Source organism: Chromobacterium fluminis (assembly GCF_011602385.1).
In the GTDB taxonomy this organism is placed as follows: Bacteria; Pseudomonadota; Gammaproteobacteria; order Burkholderiales; family Chromobacteriaceae; genus Chromobacterium; species Chromobacterium fluminis.
In genome coordinates this window covers 55,592-72,020 of the sequence record NZ_JAAOMA010000013.1, presented here as the reverse complement: position 1 = coordinate 72,020, position 16,429 = coordinate 55,592, and the positions used below count along the sequence as shown (strand labels likewise).

Sequence of the window (16,429 nt, the reverse complement as noted above, 5' to 3'; positions counted from 1 at the left end):
GTGATTACTCCAGATTCCGCTGGCGGCGCGGGCGGTCCGCGCTGGCCTGCTGGTTGTTGATGGTCTGCTCGACGATTGCTTGATCCTTCTCCGACAAGCTGCGAGCAATGTCGCGCGCCATGTCCGGATCACCCTTTCTCACGAAGGCCAGCGCCTCTTCCAAGGTCGGCTGGTTGATCTGGTCGAACTGCTCGGGCTCGCTGGCGTCGCCGCGGTCGTCATTGACGCGCACCTGTTCAGCCTGGCGCCGCTGCTGCATCGCGTTTCGGAACTGCTGCTGGGACAGCACTTCGCCGGTGCTGGTATCTACGTCGTCCGGGGCGCTCAAAGCGGCGGCCTGCGATGCCGTAGCCCTGGGCGCGCGTCTCTGCTTTTGCAGATCCTCAAGCGGAACCTCGTAAACGCCATCCTCGCCGCGCTTGGCATCGTAGGTGTCGGCCAACTCCTCCTGCGACGGCAGGCCCATGCTGATTTCCGGCGCGTATGCACGCTGCCAAAATGCGGCCGAGCGGTAGACGAACATCTGGTCCTCCATCGTCAGCCACTTGCTCCCGCTTTTCTTATTCCAGCCCTCCGCCTTCACCATCTTCCAATCGATCCAGACGCCATGGAGCTTCTCGCCGGTCGACTTCTCGACAGTCCAGGCTCGGCAACCGTAGTCGTCCGCCCCTTTCTCGCCACGCCACTCGTAGCGCAGAGACTCGTAACGGCCGCAGGTGTTGACGCTGGCGATCAGGAACTTGGAAGACCAGCCCGGATTACCGTGAACGATGTACAGGTTCTGCATGACCATCAGCGCATCGGCGCGCAGGCGCTCGGCCAGGTTCAGCGCGATCATGCAGTTGGCCACATTGCCCTGATAGGTCTGCGGGACCAGCGTCGAGCTGGCGAAGGCCTTGGCAACGCGCTGCAGGAGCTCGAAGCCCTGCAGGTCAAAGAAACTTGCCCGGACAACCGGGAGGCTGGCTTCCGCCGGCGGTTGATTCCGGAGAGAGTGGATAGAGGTCGCGACTTCGGTCATTGCTGGTCATCCTTGAATTTGCACACCTTCCAGCGCGCGCAATACTTGGCGCTGCACAGGTGGCTGGTTGGGTTGGGTGGGAAAAGCCCGCTGCGGAACATGTCCGCGGCGTAGTCCATCAGGCCGGGCGAATCATCGGTGCCGATCAGCTGGTCGCGGGCGCCGACGATCTGGCCGGTGGCGACCTCCGGCGAGCCGCTGGTTTTCAGGCCGATAATGTCTGCCGGCAACGTCACCGCCTGGCCGGTGGTGCGCTCGTACAGCAGTTCATAGGTGCCGATCTGCGGAGCGTGCCCTTTCGTTTTCGCGCGCCCTTGCGTTACCGCGCTTACGCCGCTCTTGATGTCGCAGATGCCGACGCCGCCGGCGCCATCGGCGCGCGCGCGGCTGCGGTCCAGCGTCCCGCGGATCTCGATGACGATGCCGCCGCCGCAATCGATCCGCCAGGGCACGACCTCAAGCTCCACCGCGACATAGTGGTAAAGCGGCGCGATCTCTTGGCAGTACCGGGTCAGCAACTTGCGCCCGATCACCTCGGCGTCGCGCCGGCTCAGCTCGTCGGCGGACCAATCAACATCCCGCTCCGGCGAGGTCAACTCATCAACCAGCACCGGCACAACGTCCAGGGCGCGGAGCTCTTCGCCGCGCATCCTGGCTTCATCGAAAGCGGCGGTTGCCGCATGTATTGCGGTGCCAAGCTGAGCACGCGGGCTGCTTGGCATCCGCATGCCAAGGATGTTTGCGCCCTCCCAGCGATGGGCGCAGTCGAACAGGCTGGCCCAGCTGGAAGCGCGGACACGGAAAGCACCAGACATCACTCGGCCTCGCTCTTCAGCTGGTTAGCTGCCGCCGCATCGACGAAGCGCCGCGCCGCGCTCGTCAATTGCGCAAAGCTCGGCCCCATCGGGTTGCGATCGTGCACCCGGCGCAGCAACTGCTGCCCGATATAGAGGTGCAGCTCGTCCAGCAGGCCGGACGGCGTGCCGGCGATCAGTTGGTCGATGAAGGACTCGCCCATGCCGCGGGCGCAATCGGTGTCCGACAGCATCAGATCCGCTTCGCGTTCAATGGCGAGCGTTTCCAGCTCATCCGCCGCCATCGCGGCGCCGTGCCGTCCCAGGTCGGCAAGCACTTTGCAAGACAGGTTTTGCAGGCTCATGGTGATCAACTCCAAAAAGGTTGCAGCGCCAGCAGCAGCACGATGGCCGCGCCGATGGCGATTGATTGAAGGGCGTAGCTCATCGCGCCCTCGCGACGACTTGGTGAACCGGTGTACCTCGGCGGCTGAACCACATGAAGCGCAAACACTCGCCGTTGGCGCGCAACTGCTGCGCCTGGGCGTCGCTGAGCCAGCCGATCATGAAGCGAGGCATGCTGTGACCTCCAAAAAGAAGCCGCCCGGCGGGGAGCACGGGCGGCCAAGGTACTGCGGGGGGAAACTGGTGGGGCCACGCTGGCCCCTGAAGCCGTTGTACTCAGGCCGCTCTCGCCTGTTTGCTGCTGCGCGTTCTCTCACGCCGTCACGAATCTTTCGTCCATCGTTGCGCCGCTATCGGCAATGCGGTATGCCGCTCGAGTACAATGGCAATTCCACTCACCTATACTCGGAGAAAAAAATGTCAAATGACATAATCGACCCTACGGAAGAGATCAATGCTGTCTTTGCAGGAATTCACGGTCGCATAGATGCTTTACAGCTGGTTCAAGTTGCAATGCTTAAATTGCTTACCAAAGAGACCGCAGCCGATATCTATCCGTTAATTGATCAAGCAATAAAAGCGCTAGAGAACGATGTTTCCGATGGCGAGGCCAAGATTCGAACGCTATCTGCATTGAAGCCGTTGCGCGAAATTGGTGAGATCATCAAAGACGCGCAACAAGGGAAGAGCTCCCGTCTGGATTCATGCTCCGTATCGTTAAGCTAGGAATGGACTGATCAAGGAATTTTCTTAGTTTTGCTTCGCCCTGCCGCCGCAGGGCTTCTGCTTTCTCAAGCTCCAATATCCGCTTGTTCAGCATGCTCACTTGATTGTTTAAGGCTCCAATTTCCGCCCGAAGCATTTCCATGTCATTTCCCATACTGTATCTACCTCCTTTGTTATGCTGCTCACATCGAAGCGGGCCAGGTTCGACACTGGCTGTGGCAGGACTCCCCTTCTCGGTAACGGCGCTTCTGCGCTGACTGTGTTCCTGCCCGGAACTTCCAAGCCTTTCGGCCCCATATGCGCGCTTGTTCCCGCGCTTCCCGCACGTCCATCCGTGCTGCCGCTTCAATGTGCCGCCTCTTTCGAAGCGGCGATTCACTCCACACCACCCTCCCCTCATCTGCGATTTAAGGCCCTTGCCATCGTCCGGGTTTAGCCTCTGCCTCCCGGATCGCGCATTGGTTTGAGTGGTACTTTGTGTTTGGCGATGCGCCACCATGAATGCTTGTTGTGATGGGTTTGCGCTTTTGCTCGTGCTGGCGCCCTCGCCGGGCGCTATCCCCACATCCACGTCAGCATGTTGAAACTGGATCGTTGTGCCGTTAGGAGCGCTCACGCGCTTGCACCCGGTCTGATGACTCTCCACACACACTGGCCTTACTGTCGTCTTGCAGGCACCGTTTCGGGATTGCTCCCGGTGGGCGGTTGAACTGGGTTGTTAAGGATCGGCGCCCGGTGTGCTGGGCTGGTGACCTGAATACTATCTTTTCGATATTGGTTAAGCAATATCTTTTCGCTAGCGCTCGTGAAAAAAGTTGGCTTACTGCAACAAACACACAACGAATTCGCTAGCAATGGAGGTATCTATAAGGAAGAAAAAGGGGGCAACACCATCACCTGGCTGTGGTTTTTCTAGCCCGGCAAATAGCCTAATGTGAACAATGAGGAGGTCTTAATGCAGATAACGCTTTCAAACCTGCCGGAGGCCGTGGAGCTTTTCAGGCAGCGGACTGGCGCCGTGGTACACGACGTGGCGGTGCTCAGGCGGGTGCTAATCAAGGTGCGAACTGCGCACGATCTTGAAGCGGCCCTGGCCCTGGTGCGTGCGGCCGCCGGCGGAGTACCGCTCATCTTGGTGGCGTTCTTCGGCGACCAAGGGTTCGACAAAGCACTGAACATAAACCTCGGCTGGCCCAAGGCCTGGATCACGACTTACTCGGCGAACCAGTTCCATCGCGTTGATCCTGTTGCTTACGGCCCGGCCGGCGCCGTGTTCCCGTGGTCGCCGATGCTGACGACGCTGGAGCCACGAACCAAACTCGACGAGCAGTTCGCGCGGGCCGTCAAAGAAAACCAGATGCAATACGGTCTGTCATTCATTGGAGAGTGGCAGGACTGCCGCGTGATTCTGTCGATGATAGGGAAAGAGATAGAGGACGACAGGGAGACTCGCGATTTGCTGGAAGTGCTAATGCCGGATCTGGTGGACGTTGCCTATAGAGTTTTTGCTTCAAACAGAAAAACTTCCCAAATGGAAGTAATTCAGCAAACACTAATAGAACTGTATTGTCACAAGGGATTAAAAAAAGACGAGATAGCATTAGAATTAGGCATGACAAGAAAAGGCGTGGATTACCACATAAACCAGCTCATGGACCGTTATTCTGCCAACACTATAGAACAATTGATGTTCAAGATTGGTGCATGCGAATAGATCATATCTCTTAAATAGTTACTTCAAAAATACGTAGAAATACTGTGTACAGTTTTGACTTCCTCTAGGGAAGTGACACTGAACTCCGTCAAATGGGAAAATATCGTCACAACACAACAACATAGTGACAAATGACAGGCCCTACGCTCGACGAAGAAACGGAGTAAGAAATGCAATGCGGTAAAAGTAGCAACACGAATCACCCATGCATCCACGCGACAAACTGCCATCACTTCAAGGCAATCGTGGACGCGGACGACGAAGAAGGGCCTATCGCCCAGCTGCTGGTTCAGATCCTGCCGTCTGGAAAGCTGCGATTGAGCGGCGCAGATGGTGAGGTTGGGAAAATCCTGAAGTTCTTCTCGTGATAAATGGCGCCTCCCGGCGCCATTATGCTTTCTTGGCGTGCTGGGCCAGCGCGTCGGTGATCAGCTTGTGCAGCGCGCCCGTCTCCAGCTCGCCCAGAATGCCGGCCAACTCTTCAAGCGAGCTCGCCTCAATCCGCTGAATTGCGCCATCACCATTCGGGTGCGGGTGATCCATCCAGCCAGTCGGCTTGCCACAGCCCTGTTCCAGCTTTCTTGCAAGTGCGTGCCCCACTCCTCGCGGGCGACCGCTCGGGAGCAGCACACCGTTCAGGATATGTGAGAGGTAGGCCTCATTGGTATCTGACTGCCGTGCAACCTGGGCGATCGTCTCAAACTCCGCGACCAGCGCCTTCAGATTGACCAAGCGAATGTCTTTAATGTCCATGTCGAACTTATAGCAAAAAGATAGCCAAGCAAGAACGAGCGAAAAGATATTGCCTTTATGCTATCGAAAAGATAGTATTCGACTCATCACCACCAAAGGATGAGTCATGAAGCTTCAAGACCTCTCTCGGCAAGAGCGACTTGTTCTTGCCGAGGCCACCAGCACGAACGAGCAATACCTCTATCAGTGCGGCGTCGGCCTCAAAAACCCCAGCCCCAAACTCTGCAGACGAATCATTGAAGCCGATCCGCGCTTCACTCTGCCCGAGCTCCGTCCTGACATCTGGGACGTCAATACGAGCGTAGCAGTCAGCTCGAATGATGAATGCATGAATAGCGAGGTGCAATCATGAGCTCCCGCTACATTCACATCACGGCCGCGGCCCAGACGATCGCGAAGAGCTACCACAACGGCATTGCCGGCCTCGCCATGGTCATGCGCAAAAGCCCGACCATTTTTGCCAACAAGCTGAACCCCAACTGCGAAACCAACCAGCTGACGCTGGAGGAGGCCGCAGAGATCACCGACCGCACGCAAGACCCCGCGATCGCTGACGCGCTGGCAGCCCTCTGCAACCGCGTGACTGTGGCCCTGCCCGATGCGGAGATAACGCTCAAAGAACTCTCCCGCGAGTGCTGCCGGCTGACGACGGAATGCGGCGACGTCGCGCGCGAGATTTCCGAGGCAGAGCAGCCGGAATCAGAGTGGGGCGAGCGCGTCAGCCCGGCTGAAGCCAAGCGGATCGAGGCCGCGCTCTGGGATCTGGTCTCGGTGACCATGGGCATGATCCAGCGAGTCAGGGGGTAGGCATGGAACCCCGCAGCATTGCTCATTGGGGGCAGGCATGAACTATTACGAGCACCACCTCGGCGACTACGCCGAAGCCACGGCGCACCTCTCGTTCGTTGAGGATGCCGCCTATAGCCGGCTCATCCGAAAATACTACGCGACGGAGACCCCACTCCCGGCGGATCTGCGAACCGTGCAGCGGCTGGTCGGCGCCAGATCTGAGGAAGAGCGCCAGGCCGTCGAAATCGTCCTCAGCGAGTTCTTCACTCTGGCCGATGACGGTTACCACAACGCGCGCTGCGATCAGGAAATTGAGCGCTTCCGCGATAAGCAAAAGAAGGCTCGCCGCAGTGCGAACGCACGCTGGAATAAGGACAAGGAGCAATGCGAAGACGATGCGAGCGCACCAGGCCATGCATTGCAACCGCAATGCGAAGGCAATGCGAGCGCATCCGAGCCGCATAAGCCTAGCAATGCGAACGCATCGAAAAAGGCATGCGAACGCATAGATTCAGGATGCGAAGGCAATGCTCACCAGTCACCAGACACCAATACGCAATCAGTAGATTGCTATGTGAGTGATACGCGCGCAGGAATTCCCGTCCCTGACGACTTTCAACCGGCACGGGTTGACGTGGCGAAAGCACAATCGCAAGGCCTGGATCTGGCGACCGAAGTCGATCGCTTCGTTGCCCACTACCAAGCCCGACGCGAGACCCGTGCCGATCTGCAAGCCTGGCAGGCCCAATTCCGCAAGTGGATGCTGGACCAGCAGCAGTTCAACGCCGACCGGCAGCGCGTCACCGACGCAAAGGTTCAGGCTGCGCAGAAGTCCACCACCAGCACCACCGCCAAGCAGGCCGCCCTAGGCTCAGCCCTCAGCCCACCACCGCGCGACCCATACCCGATCGAGCGAGAAATCCACGGAGAGGTGATCCAGCATGCACCCTGACCTGATCCTGAACGCCGCAGGCAGCATCCCGCTGCGCTGGGTCGATGAGATTTTCCGCCGGCTCTCCGGCCGATTCGGAGCCCAGTTCACGGAGAAATTCCGCAGCGGCATCATCGTCGATCAACGCACAGGCAAAGCCCCGAACCCGAGCGACAGCATGGACTTCGCCGTTGACTCTGGCCTCGAGGAAGCGAAAAAGGTCTGGGCAGAAGAACTGGACCTGGCGCAGATCACGCCCGACCAGATCAAGCGCGGCCTGCTGGCCCGCCATCAGTACCCGCCGAGCTGTGACGAGTTCATCCGTGGCTGCAAGGGCACTGACGGCGCCAGCCAAGACCCGGAAGCCCTGTTCTACCGCGCCCAAGCCGAGATGGGGAAACGCCGTGCACGCCAAGCACAAAACTGGCCGAGCTCGTCGCTGTTTTGGGCTGCCGCATCCCTTGGCAACGATCTGCTGCACAGCGACTACCGCAGCATGCGTGGCCGCTGGATCGCCGCACTGGACTCGAATCAGCACCACGTCGGCGATATTCCCGATGTGAGCGACGACGTGGCCTTGCCGGCGCCGAAGATGACCCGCGAAGAGGCCGAAGTGCAAATCGCACAGGTCAAGCGCGCAACCCGCAGCATGACATTCCCCAACGACAACAAGCGCCGGCTGGAATGGGCATACGCCATCGCAGATGAGACCGCGCGAGGCGTCTACAAGGGCGGGATGCATGGCAAGCGTATGGCGGCCGAAGCGATCCGAGAATCGCGCAAGCCGGTGCCGGAAAGCCTGGTGCCGTTCCTGACGAAAATCAACCCCATGGAGGATGTGGCGTGACCCCGATCCGCTTCACCGTACCCGGCGCGCCAGTCGGAAAAGGTCGCCCAAAGGTCTCCACCCGCGGCGGCAAGTTCGCCCGGATGTACACGCCGGAGAAGACCGCGAGCTACGAGGGAATGGTCGCGCTTGCCGCCCAGCAAGCCATGGCCGGCCGCGCACCGCTCACCGGTCCTGCTGACGTCCGCATGCTGATCACGCTCCCGATCCCCGCGAGCTGGAGCAAGAAAAAACAGGCTGCCGCCCTCGCCGGCCAGGTGCTGCCCACCAAAAAGCCCGACGCCGACAACGTGGTCAAAGCGCTGTTCGACGGCATGAACGGCATCGTGTGGGCCGACGACGTCCAGGCCTGCGACATCGTCGTCCGTAAGCGCTATGGCGAGACGCCTGGGGTTGTCGTGCAGGTTCAGGAAATACAGGGCGCGCTGTTCGCCGCATGACCGTGATGACCAAACAAGACCAAAACGAAATCGAGGGCGATATGCAGTTCTCAACTATCCGCGCGCTGGTTGGCTGGGCGTTTCAGATGTCCGAGGCGATCCCGGTGAAAGTCCAGAAGTTCGCAGAGGCGGCACCTCGCGAGTTCGACGCGCTTACACCGGACGAGTTGAAAATGCTGGCTGTGGACATCCTTGCGAAGGTGGCCCGGCTGCCGGCGCGAGAACAGCAGGTGCTGGCCGCATACTTCACAGCGGATACCCGGGCAGTAATTGAGGCTGCCCGGCTGCTGCCAGGTGGCTGGCCAACTGCGTTGCGCCGAGAGCTCACCCGCGGTTGGGTGAACGAACAGGAGATGGCCCGGAGTCAGGAGGACATGGGCCAGACCTACATGCTGTCACAGCCCACCATCTGCCGGCGCCAGCATGAGGCGTTCCGCATCCTCAGCGGCACGTTCTCAACCGCGCTTGCTGTAATCGAGGTGCAGGTGCTGGATTTGGTGAAGCATGCAACATACCGGAACGCCAAGCGCAGCAAGGCTTTCCACAGTAACACTTGCGTTGCTACGTGAATAAATTTATACTGTTTTACAGCAGCCCAAACCACGTCCATGGTTTGGGCTGTTTTGTTTTCAGGCCTCCTCAAGACCCTCTGCACATCCCCATAATGCAAGGGTTTCGCCCCAGATACCACATGAATAATCCCCCTTATTCATGACCTCGCCCCGCCTCCTGCGGGGATTTTTTTTGGAGCTCCAAATGCTGACCCTCACCCCCATCAACGAACCGATGTGCTTCTGCATCCGGCCGGTCAACGTCAACCAGGACGGCTCGATCTCCGCAACCGTCTCCCTGGGCGTGGTCCGGGAGACTGCCCCCGCAGCCGAGGGTCAGCCCGCAAGCCGGACATTCGTCACCTTCGCCCAGCAGTCCCACTTCATCACGCCGGAAGAAGCTGTGACCGTCCTGGCAACCCGCCCGGATGAAGGCGAATCCCTCAATGACGCGCTTTCCCGCGCAGTTCACACCGCGCTGAAGGCCAAGGGCGTTATCCAGTTCTGAAGGAAATAGCAGATGGCGAACCATACAAAGCTGACAGCTGAAAAAATGGCGCGCTTTCTGGAAGTGCTGTCGAACACCGCCAATGTTTCGGCGGCGGCCAAGACGATACGTGTGTCGCGCGGCCATCTGTACGAGGTCCGCGCCGGCAACGACGACTTCGCCGCCGCATGGGACGAAGCGGTCAAGCTGGGCACATCGGCACTCGAAGACGAGGCCGTGCGGCGCGCCACCGAGGGCACGCTGAAGCCGGTCTTCTACAAGGGCCAGAAGTGCGGAACGATCCGCGAGTACTCCGACACCCTGCTGATCTTCCTGCTGAAGGCACGCGACCCGGACAAGTACGCTGACCGCGTGCGGAAAGAGCTGACAGGCCCAGGCGGTGGACCGATTCAGCAGCAAACCCAGCTCAGCAGCGTTGCCGAGTTCCAAGAGGTTCTGAAGGGCATCATCGACGAGGTCTGACCATGAGGGAGTTCAGCGCGAAGGAACGCGAGGCTGCACGCATCGCGGCGCGCGAGGACTTCTATTTCTTCGTGCGCTGGATGTTCCAGCAGCGCAAGAAATTCAAATGGCGCCGCGCCAGGCAGCACAAGGTGATCTGCGAAGCTCTGATGCGGGTCTTCCGTGGCGAGTGCAAGCGGCTGGTCATCAACATCCCGCCGCGGTACTCCAAGACTGAGATTGCGGTCGTGATGTTCACGGCCTGGGCGATGGGGAAATGCCCGGATAGCGAATGGATTCACACCTGCTATTCCGGGAAGCTGGCCGCCAAGAACAGCGCCGAGATTCGCGAGATTGTGCGCTCACCGGCATACCGGGAGATTTTCCCCGACGTCCACCTGCGCGACGACAGCCAGGCCAAGGACGACTGGGGAACGACGGAAGGCGGCGTCTTCTACGCGGTAGGCGAAGGCGGCACGATCACCGGCTATGGCGCCGGCAAGGTGCGCGAAGGCTTTGGCGGCGCGATCGTCATCGATGACCCCCACAAGGCCGACGAGGCGCGCAGCGACACGATCCGCAACGGCGTGATCGAGTGGTTCCAGAACACGCTTGAGAGCCGCTGCAACAGCCCTGAAACGCCGATCATCCTCATCATGCAGCGACTGCATGAGCGCGATCTCTCCGGCTGGCTGCTGGATGGCGGAAACGGCGAGAAGTGGGAGCACGTCAAGCTAAAGGCCCTGCAGGAAGACGGCACGGCCCTTTGGCCGGAGAAGCACACCGTCGAGCGGCTGCAGATCATGCAGCGGGCCAGCCCCTACACCTTCGCCGGCCAGTACCAGCAAGAGCCATCCCCCGGCGACGGCAACACCTTCAGGCCCGACGCCATCCCGATCATCGACGCTGTACCAGCCGGCACTCGCTGGGTAAGAGCGTGGGACTTCGCCGCAAGCGTGCCAAAACCTGGCAGTGACCCAGACTGGACAGCCGGCGGCAAGCTTGGAATTACCCCCGATGGCCGTTTCATCATCGGCGACATGGTGCGCATGCAAGGCGCGCCGCACGACGTGGAGAGCACGCTCAAGAACACGGCAGACCGCGACGGCAACAGCGTCAAGGTCAGCATCCCGCAAGACCCTGGCCAGGCCGGCAAGTCCCAGGTCGCCGCATTCACCCGCCTGCTGGCGGGCAAGTCCGTCAGTTCGTCGGTTGAGTCCGGCGACAAGTTGACGCGCGCCGAGCCGTTTGCGGCTCAGTGCAACGTCGGCAACGTGATGATGCTGCGCGCGCCCTGGAACGACGCGTTGATCGCCGAGATGCGCGTATTCCCCAACGGCGCGCACGACGACCAGGTCGACGCCCTATCACGCGCATTCCACGAGCTGTTCGGCGGCAACACCGGGATGCTCGACTACCTGCAGAAGCTTGCGCAGGAGGCCGAGGCCCGAGCCGCAGCAGCGCAGCAACAACAGGAAAACCCATGGCTCAACCCAAGATAACCCCCATCGAACCGGGACTGCTCGCCCGCGTGGTCGCCGGCGCGCGCTACATGCTCTCCGGCAATGTCCCCGACGAGTGGTTCGGGCCAGGCGAGCCGCCGGCGGCAACCGCGCCGGATAGCGTCGCCGGGCGTCAGTCTGACTTCCGGACAGGCATCAACCTGACCAGCAAACCGCGCCAAGACGAAGCGGTTACCTTCGCCCAGATGCGCGCGCTGGCCGACAGCTACGACCTGATGCGCCTGATCATCGAGACCCGCAAGGATCAGCTGGCCAAGCTGAAATGGACAGTCAAGCGCAAGGACAAGGTCGGCACGCCGGCGAACGAATCAGCGGAGCCGGACGCGCGCTGCGATCAGTTGGTCGAGTTCTTCCAGTCCCCGGACAAAGAGCACGACTGGAACACCTGGCTGCGCATGCTGCTGGAAGACCTGCTGGTGATCGATGCCCCCGCCGTCTACCCGCGCAAGACGCTGGGCGGCGCGCTGTACTCCCTGGAGCCGATTGACGGCTCCACGATCAAGCGGGTGCTGGACCAGGGCGGCAGGACGCCGGCGCCGCCTGATCCCGCTTACCAGCAGATCCTGAAGGGGCTGCCAGCGGTCGACTACACCCGCGAGGAGCTGATCTACATGCCGCGCAACCCACGCACGCATAAGGTCTACGGACTCTCTCCAGTCGAGCAGGTGATCACCACCGTTAACCTTGCGCTGCGCCGGCAGGCGTATCAGATGTCCTACTACACCGAGGGCGCCACGCCTGACCTGATTTTCTCTGTCCCCGAGACCTGGTCTGCTGATCAGATCGCGCAGTTTGAATCCTTTTGGAATTCGATTTTGGCGGGTAACGACAGTGAGCGCCGCCGGACTCGGTTCGTCCCTGGCGGCGTCAAGCCGTTCAACACCAAGGAAATCGCACTCAAAGACGAAATGGACGAATGGCTGGCGCGCATCGTTTGTTACGCCTTCAGCGTCTCACCGCAGCCTTTCATCAAGGAGATGAACCGCGCCACCGCGCAGACCGGCGCCGAACAGGCACTGGCCGAAGGCCTCGCCCCGATGCAGGAATGGGTCAAGGCGCTGATGGACCGGATCATCCTGCGCCATTTCGGATGGAGCGACATTGAGTTCGTCTGGCATGAAGAGGAGTCAGTCAAGCCGCTGGAGCAGGCCGAGATCGACAAGAAATATGTCGAGGCGAAGATCCTGCACCCCGACGAAGTCCGCGCCAAGCGCTTCGGCCTGCCGGCGCTGACGCCCGAGCAGCGCGCAGACATGAACCCTGCCCCGCCAGTGGTCGATAACGGCCCAGGATCGGGGGCTGATGACCCAGGCGAAGCCGGCGACGGCAAGGAAGACGACGGCGACAAGGAGGCGCTGGCCAAAGCAAAAAAAGCCATTCGCCCGATCAACCGCGAGCGGGCTGCGGTTGTTCGGGCGCGTGCAGCGATGAGTGGCGCTATTGAGCAGTTCCTCGCCGGCCTTGCCGAATCGCTCGCAGAGCTGGCGCTGCATGGCAGCACGGAAAAAGACGAAGGCGCCATGGACTACAGCCCGACCGCATTCGAGGACGCGATCGAGCGCGCGCGCTGGGATTTGCTGGCGAAGCAGGTACGCAAGAGCCTGCGCTCGCTGGCGAAGGATGGTGTCGCCGCCGGCTTCGGCCAGCTCGGCGCGGATCTTGGGGACGTGCCGGCGGATGTCCTGGCGCAGGCCAACCAGAACGCAATCGCCTACGCGGACAGCCGCGCGGCCGAGTTGGTGGGCATGCGCTGGGTGGATGGAAAGCTCGTGCAGAACCCTGACGCTCGCTGGCGCATCGACGAGACAACCCGCGCGCGGATCAATGAGCTGGTCACCTCAGCAACCGAGGACGGCTGGTCCGCCAGCACGCTGGCCAACGCCATCAGCGAAGACAAGACCTTTGGCGCAGCCCGCGCGGAGATGATCGCGCGAACCGAGTCGGCATTCGCTGACGCCGAGGGCAACCTTGCAGCCTATGCGGAAAGCGGCGACGTCGAGGGCGTGGAGTGGATCACCGGCGCCGGCTGCTGCGCCGCATGTGCAGCCCTGGACGGCCAGCGGCGGGCACTCGGCAAACCATTCCCCCATGGCCGCGGGACCGCACCGGCACACCCGCACTGCCGTTGTGACGTTGTGCCGGTACTGATAGACGAATAACCCGGAGAAGTGAAGATGAGCAAGAAAACCCTGTACGGTGCAATCTCGAAGGTGGAGGAGCTGGACGACGGCACGCTGAAGGTCTGGGGCATCGCCTCGACCGAAAGTGAGGACTCGGACGGCGAGATCATCACCGCCGCGGCGATGAAGGCCGCCCTGCCTGATTACATGAAGTTCGGCGCGGTGCGTGAGATGCACCAGCCCAAGGCCGCCGGCACTGCGCTGGAGGCGGAAGTAGGCGACGACGGCAACACCAAGTTCTGCGCTCACGTAGTCGACAGCGAGGCGGTTAAGAAGGTGAAGACGGGTGTCTACAAGGGCTTCAGCATCGGCGGCCGCGTCACTGGTCGCGACGAGCTGAAGAAAACCACCATCACCGGCCTGCGCCTGGCCGAAATCAGCCTGGTTGACCGCCCGGCCAACCCGGACGCGGTGATCACCTGCTTCAAGGCGGACGGCATCGAACTGGACGAACCGCTGGCCAAGGGCCTGTACAGCGTGAGCCGCTTTGCTGACCTGCTCGATAGCCTGGGCTATCTGGTCTCCAGTGCCGAGTACGAAAAGCAGTTCGAGCAGGACGACAGCCCGATTCCCCTGCAGATGCGCGAGTGGCTGGCCCAGGGTGCGGAGCTCCTGAAGGCCATGGCTTCCGAGGAGGTCGACGAGTTGCTGGCCAGCCTGCAGTCGGCGGTCAAGTCGGCCAAGCCGGAAGACCTCGCCAAGGTGGATGGCGGAGAAGATGACCTGGCCAAGGCCGGCCGGCGCAACAGCAACACCGACCAGGCCACCCTGAACCAGATCATGAAGCTGCTCAAGGAGCTGGGCGCCGAGGACACGGACGACGACGAGGCCGACAAGGTGGCCAAGTCCGAGCAATTCGGTGAACTCACCAAAAAGGCCAACGACCACGATGCGCTGCTGAAGGCCTGCGGCGCGGCCGGGTGCGCCGATGGCGAGATCGCCGCCGACTTCGTTGCCAAGCTGGGCACCGAGCGCGACACGCTTGCCAAGCGCGTCAAAGAGCTGGAGGCCACGCCGGAGCCTGCGAAAGCAGCCTTGAAGGCTCTGACCAAATCCGACGACCTCGGCGGTGGCGCTGACGACACCCCTGCGCCCCAGGTCCAGAACGGCGACGGCAGCACGAACGAGGTCGCCAGCCTGATCAAGATGGTCCAATCCGGACGCCGCATCGGCTGACCAACAAAGCGTTAAACCCGACCCGCCCAATGGCGGGTTTTTTCATGTCCTCACAGGAGTAAACACGCCATGGGCGCGAACCAAACCGAAGAAACTCTGGAACTGATGAAGTCCGTACAAATGAAAGTGTTGCCGGATGAAATCCTCAAGGCCTTCATCCAGCCGAACAGCCCCACCTCCGGCCTGCAGGCCTACGATCTGGAAGGCCCATCCAAGAAGCTCTACCCGATCATGACCCCGCTGCGCAACAGCATCCCGCGCGTTGGCGGCGGCTTCGCCACTCAGGCGAACTGGAAGGTAGTTAGCGGCATCAACGTCGGCAACCAGCGCGCCGGCGTGTCTGAAGGTCGTCGCGGCGGCGTGATCCAGCACCAGACCGCGGACTACTTTGCCGCCTATCGCGGCTACGGCTTGGAAAACAACGTCACCTTCGAAGCGAACTACGCGTCGAAGAACTTCGAGGACGTGAAGGCCCTGGCAACCTCCCAGACCCTGGAAGCGACGATGGTTGAGGAAGAGCGGCTGATCCTGGGCGGCAACACCTCGGTTGCCCTGGGCACCACCCCGACCCCGACCGTGATCGCCAGCAACGGCGGCGGCAACTTGCCCGCCGGCAACTACTCGGTGATTTGTGTCGCCCTGGGCGTTCAGGCCTGGCTGGATGCCTCCGGCCCGAACAATGGCGCTATCGGCCAGGCGTTTGATCCGGCATTCAGCCGCGTGCCCGGCCAGATCAGCCGCAACAACGCCGACGGCACCGTCGAGACCTTCGGCGGCGGCTCGGCGCAAAAGTCGGCGCCGGGCTCCGGCACCACCTCGGGCACCACCGGCTCGCTCACCGCCACCGTTTCCGCCGTTCGCGGCGCGGTCGGCTACGCCTGGTATCTGGGCGCGGCCGGCGCGGAGAAGTTGGTCGCGCTGTCCACCATCAACAGCGTGGTGCTGAAGGATGCCCCGCAGGCCACCGCGCAGCCGGCCAGCGAACTGCAAGCGAGCGACAACTCCACCAGCCAGCTCGATTTCGACGGCCTGCTTGTGCAAGCCTTCAAGCCCGGAAGCAACAGCTATGTGAAGGTGATGCCCACCGGCAACGCCGGCCAAGGCACCCCGCTGACCAGCGACGGCGCCGGCGGCATCTCGGAGTTCGAAGAGGCGTTCGCCTGGTTCTACAGCCGCTACCGACTGAGCCCGTCGACGATCTACGTCAGCACCCAGGAACTGCTGAGCGTCACCAAGAAGATCATCGCCAACGGCGGTGCGCCGCTGCTGCGCCTGTCGATCGATGCTTCGAATCCGGCGACCATCTCGGCCGGCACCGTGGTCGGCGACTACCTGAACAAGATCACCGGCGATCGCGTCAACATCCGCGTGCATCCGAACATGCCGGCCGGCACGGTGTTTTTCTTCACCGAGCGCCTGCCCTACCCGCTGGCCAACATCGGCAACATCGTCCAGATGAAGATGCGCCAGGACTACTACCAGATTGAATGGCCGCTGCGGACCCGCCGCTACGAGTACGGCGTCTACGCCGATGGCGTGCTGCAGCATTACGCGCCGTTCTCGATGGGCGTCATCACCAACATCGCCAAGGATTAACCCCTGATGCCCGGCCATGCCGGGCAGCACCATC

Annotated in this window: 20 protein-coding genes; 15 read left to right on the top strand and 5 right to left on the bottom strand. The window is 61.4% G+C overall.

Translation table 11 applies throughout. The features are described from left to right. Window positions 1-4: 4 nt before the first annotated feature. The 4 genes from HA052_RS11120 to HA052_RS27945 form a co-directional block, all read right to left on the bottom strand. A complete protein-coding gene (locus HA052_RS11120; protein WP_166451996.1) occupies window positions 5-1,021 on the bottom strand; it encodes a hypothetical protein in 1,017 nt (338 codons plus the stop codon). Further along, a complete protein-coding gene (locus HA052_RS11115) occupies window positions 1,018-1,836 on the bottom strand; it encodes a PD-(D/E)XK nuclease family protein (protein ID WP_166451995.1) in 819 nt (272 codons plus the stop codon). Before HA052_RS11115 ends, HA052_RS11120 begins: the two co-directional genes overlap by 4 nt. After that, a complete protein-coding gene (locus tag HA052_RS11110; protein ID WP_166451994.1) occupies window positions 1,836-2,180 on the bottom strand; it encodes a hypothetical protein in 345 nt (114 codons plus the stop codon). Before HA052_RS11110 ends, HA052_RS11115 begins: the two co-directional genes overlap by 1 nt. 79 nt (window positions 2,181-2,259) lie before the next feature. Further along, window positions 2,260-2,394: a hypothetical protein gene (locus HA052_RS27945; RefSeq protein WP_277345091.1), complete on the bottom strand. Its 135-nt coding sequence runs from the start codon at window positions 2,392-2,394 to the stop codon at window positions 2,260-2,262. A gap of 243 nt (window positions 2,395-2,637) precedes the next feature. On the opposite strand from HA052_RS27945, the gene HA052_RS11105 reads away from it, so the two are divergent. The 3 genes from HA052_RS11105 to HA052_RS11095 all read left to right on the top strand — a co-directional run bounded on the left by HA052_RS11105 (window position 2,638) and on the right by HA052_RS11095 (window position 5,028). Next, on the top strand, window positions 2,638-2,946 hold the full coding sequence (locus HA052_RS11105; RefSeq protein ID WP_166451993.1) for a hypothetical protein: 309 nt from the start codon (window positions 2,638-2,640) through the stop codon (window positions 2,944-2,946). 955 nt (window positions 2,947-3,901) lie between these two features. Continuing rightward, window positions 3,902-4,660 carry a helix-turn-helix transcriptional regulator gene (locus HA052_RS11100; protein WP_166451992.1) on the top strand — a complete coding sequence of 253 codons (759 nt, stop codon included), beginning with the start codon at window positions 3,902-3,904 and terminating at the stop codon, window positions 4,658-4,660. A 170-nt stretch (window positions 4,661-4,830) separates the two neighbouring features. Further along, window positions 4,831-5,028 (top strand): hypothetical protein, encoded by a 198-nt coding sequence (locus HA052_RS11095; protein WP_166451991.1) that lies wholly within the window; start codon window positions 4,831-4,833, stop codon window positions 5,026-5,028. A gap of 22 nt (window positions 5,029-5,050) precedes the next feature. Here HA052_RS11095 and HA052_RS11090 read toward each other — a convergent pair whose 3' ends face one another. Then, window positions 5,051-5,413, bottom strand: coding sequence for a hypothetical protein (locus tag HA052_RS11090; RefSeq protein WP_166451990.1), 363 nt, complete (start codon window positions 5,411-5,413; stop codon window positions 5,051-5,053). Between the two features lie 106 nt (window positions 5,414-5,519). Between HA052_RS11090 and HA052_RS11085 the strand changes: the two genes are divergently transcribed. From HA052_RS11085 to HA052_RS11030, 12 genes are all read left to right on the top strand, one after another. Further along, entirely contained in the window at window positions 5,520-5,765 is a 246-nt protein-coding gene (locus tag HA052_RS11085; RefSeq protein ID WP_166451989.1) for a hypothetical protein, read from the top strand. Beyond that, window positions 5,762-6,220 (top strand): phage regulatory CII family protein, encoded by a 459-nt coding sequence (locus HA052_RS11080; RefSeq protein WP_166451988.1) that lies wholly within the window; start codon window positions 5,762-5,764, stop codon window positions 6,218-6,220. Before HA052_RS11085 ends, HA052_RS11080 begins: the two co-directional genes overlap by 4 nt. Window positions 6,221-6,257: 37 nt before the next feature. After that, the gene (locus HA052_RS11075; RefSeq protein WP_166451987.1) at window positions 6,258-7,154 is read left to right on the top strand and encodes a YdaU family protein; all 897 of its coding nucleotides are present in this window, start codon (window positions 6,258-6,260) and stop codon (window positions 7,152-7,154) included. Beyond that, window positions 7,144-7,980 (top strand): hypothetical protein, encoded by an 837-nt coding sequence (locus tag HA052_RS11070; RefSeq protein WP_166451986.1) that lies wholly within the window; start codon window positions 7,144-7,146, stop codon window positions 7,978-7,980. The genes HA052_RS11075 and HA052_RS11070 overlap by 11 nt, the downstream gene beginning before the upstream one ends. Then, a complete protein-coding gene (locus HA052_RS11065; protein WP_166451985.1) occupies window positions 7,977-8,420 on the top strand; it encodes a RusA family crossover junction endodeoxyribonuclease in 444 nt (147 codons plus the stop codon). The genes HA052_RS11070 and HA052_RS11065 overlap by 4 nt, the downstream gene beginning before the upstream one ends. Beyond that, the gene (locus tag HA052_RS11060) at window positions 8,417-8,989 is read left to right on the top strand and encodes a hypothetical protein (RefSeq protein ID WP_166451984.1); all 573 of its coding nucleotides are present in this window, start codon (window positions 8,417-8,419) and stop codon (window positions 8,987-8,989) included. The genes HA052_RS11065 and HA052_RS11060 overlap by 4 nt, the downstream gene beginning before the upstream one ends. Before the next feature lie 187 nt (window positions 8,990-9,176). Beyond that, the gene (locus HA052_RS11055) at window positions 9,177-9,479 is read left to right on the top strand and encodes an MDR/zinc-dependent alcohol dehydrogenase-like family protein (protein WP_166451983.1); all 303 of its coding nucleotides are present in this window, start codon (window positions 9,177-9,179) and stop codon (window positions 9,477-9,479) included. 12 nt (window positions 9,480-9,491) lie between these two features. Continuing rightward, on the top strand, window positions 9,492-9,941 hold the full coding sequence (locus HA052_RS11050; protein WP_166451982.1) for a terminase: 450 nt from the start codon (window positions 9,492-9,494) through the stop codon (window positions 9,939-9,941). Window positions 9,942-9,943: 2 nt separating this feature from the next. Continuing rightward, on the top strand, window positions 9,944-11,422 hold the full coding sequence (gene terL, locus HA052_RS11045; RefSeq protein WP_166451981.1) for a phage terminase large subunit: 1,479 nt from the start codon (window positions 9,944-9,946) through the stop codon (window positions 11,420-11,422). Beyond that, window positions 11,404-13,602: a phage portal protein gene (locus HA052_RS11040; RefSeq protein ID WP_166451980.1), complete on the top strand. Its 2,199-nt coding sequence runs from the start codon at window positions 11,404-11,406 to the stop codon at window positions 13,600-13,602. Before terL ends, HA052_RS11040 begins: the two co-directional genes overlap by 19 nt. A gap of 15 nt (window positions 13,603-13,617) precedes the next feature. Continuing rightward, entirely contained in the window at window positions 13,618-14,799 is a 1,182-nt protein-coding gene (locus HA052_RS11035) for an HK97 family phage prohead protease (RefSeq protein WP_166451979.1), read from the top strand. Window positions 14,800-14,868: 69 nt separating this feature from the next. Continuing rightward, window positions 14,869-16,395, top strand: coding sequence for a hypothetical protein (locus HA052_RS11030; RefSeq protein ID WP_166451978.1), 1,527 nt, complete (start codon window positions 14,869-14,871; stop codon window positions 16,393-16,395). Window positions 16,396-16,429 lie beyond the last annotated feature (34 nt).

Excerpts from the sequence above, each read along its gene's own strand:
- HA052_RS11120 (WP_166451996.1), bottom strand. The coding sequence starts at position 1,021 with ATGACCGAAGTCGCGACCTCTATCCACTCTCTCCGGAATCAACCGCCG.
- HA052_RS11115 (WP_166451995.1), bottom strand. The coding sequence starts at position 1,836 with ATGTCTGGTGCTTTCCGTGTCCGCGCTTCCAGCTGGGCCAGCCTGTTC.
- HA052_RS11110 (WP_166451994.1), bottom strand. The coding sequence starts at position 2,180 with ATGAGCCTGCAAAACCTGTCTTGCAAAGTGCTTGCCGACCTGGGACGG.
- HA052_RS27945 (WP_277345091.1), bottom strand. The coding sequence starts at position 2,394 with ATGCCTCGCTTCATGATCGGCTGGCTCAGCGACGCCCAGGCGCAGCAG.
- HA052_RS11105 (WP_166451993.1), top strand. The coding sequence starts at position 2,638 with ATGTCAAATGACATAATCGACCCTACGGAAGAGATCAATGCTGTCTTT.
- HA052_RS11100 (WP_166451992.1), top strand. The coding sequence starts at position 3,902 with ATGCAGATAACGCTTTCAAACCTGCCGGAGGCCGTGGAGCTTTTCAGG.
- HA052_RS11095 (WP_166451991.1), top strand. The coding sequence starts at position 4,831 with ATGCAATGCGGTAAAAGTAGCAACACGAATCACCCATGCATCCACGCG.
- HA052_RS11090 (WP_166451990.1), bottom strand. The coding sequence starts at position 5,413 with ATGGACATTAAAGACATTCGCTTGGTCAATCTGAAGGCGCTGGTCGCG.
- HA052_RS11085 (WP_166451989.1), top strand. The coding sequence starts at position 5,520 with ATGAAGCTTCAAGACCTCTCTCGGCAAGAGCGACTTGTTCTTGCCGAG.
- HA052_RS11080 (WP_166451988.1), top strand. The coding sequence starts at position 5,762 with ATGAGCTCCCGCTACATTCACATCACGGCCGCGGCCCAGACGATCGCG.
- HA052_RS11075 (WP_166451987.1), top strand. The coding sequence starts at position 6,258 with ATGAACTATTACGAGCACCACCTCGGCGACTACGCCGAAGCCACGGCG.
- HA052_RS11070 (WP_166451986.1), top strand. The coding sequence starts at position 7,144 with ATGCACCCTGACCTGATCCTGAACGCCGCAGGCAGCATCCCGCTGCGC.
- HA052_RS11060 (WP_166451984.1), top strand. The coding sequence starts at position 8,417 with ATGACCGTGATGACCAAACAAGACCAAAACGAAATCGAGGGCGATATG.
- HA052_RS11055 (WP_166451983.1), top strand. The coding sequence starts at position 9,177 with ATGCTGACCCTCACCCCCATCAACGAACCGATGTGCTTCTGCATCCGG.
- HA052_RS11050 (WP_166451982.1), top strand. The coding sequence starts at position 9,492 with ATGGCGAACCATACAAAGCTGACAGCTGAAAAAATGGCGCGCTTTCTG.
- terL (WP_166451981.1), top strand. The coding sequence starts at position 9,944 with ATGAGGGAGTTCAGCGCGAAGGAACGCGAGGCTGCACGCATCGCGGCG.
- HA052_RS11040 (WP_166451980.1), top strand. The coding sequence starts at position 11,404 with ATGGCTCAACCCAAGATAACCCCCATCGAACCGGGACTGCTCGCCCGC.
- HA052_RS11035 (WP_166451979.1), top strand. The coding sequence starts at position 13,618 with ATGAGCAAGAAAACCCTGTACGGTGCAATCTCGAAGGTGGAGGAGCTG.
- HA052_RS11030 (WP_166451978.1), top strand. The coding sequence starts at position 14,869 with ATGGGCGCGAACCAAACCGAAGAAACTCTGGAACTGATGAAGTCCGTA.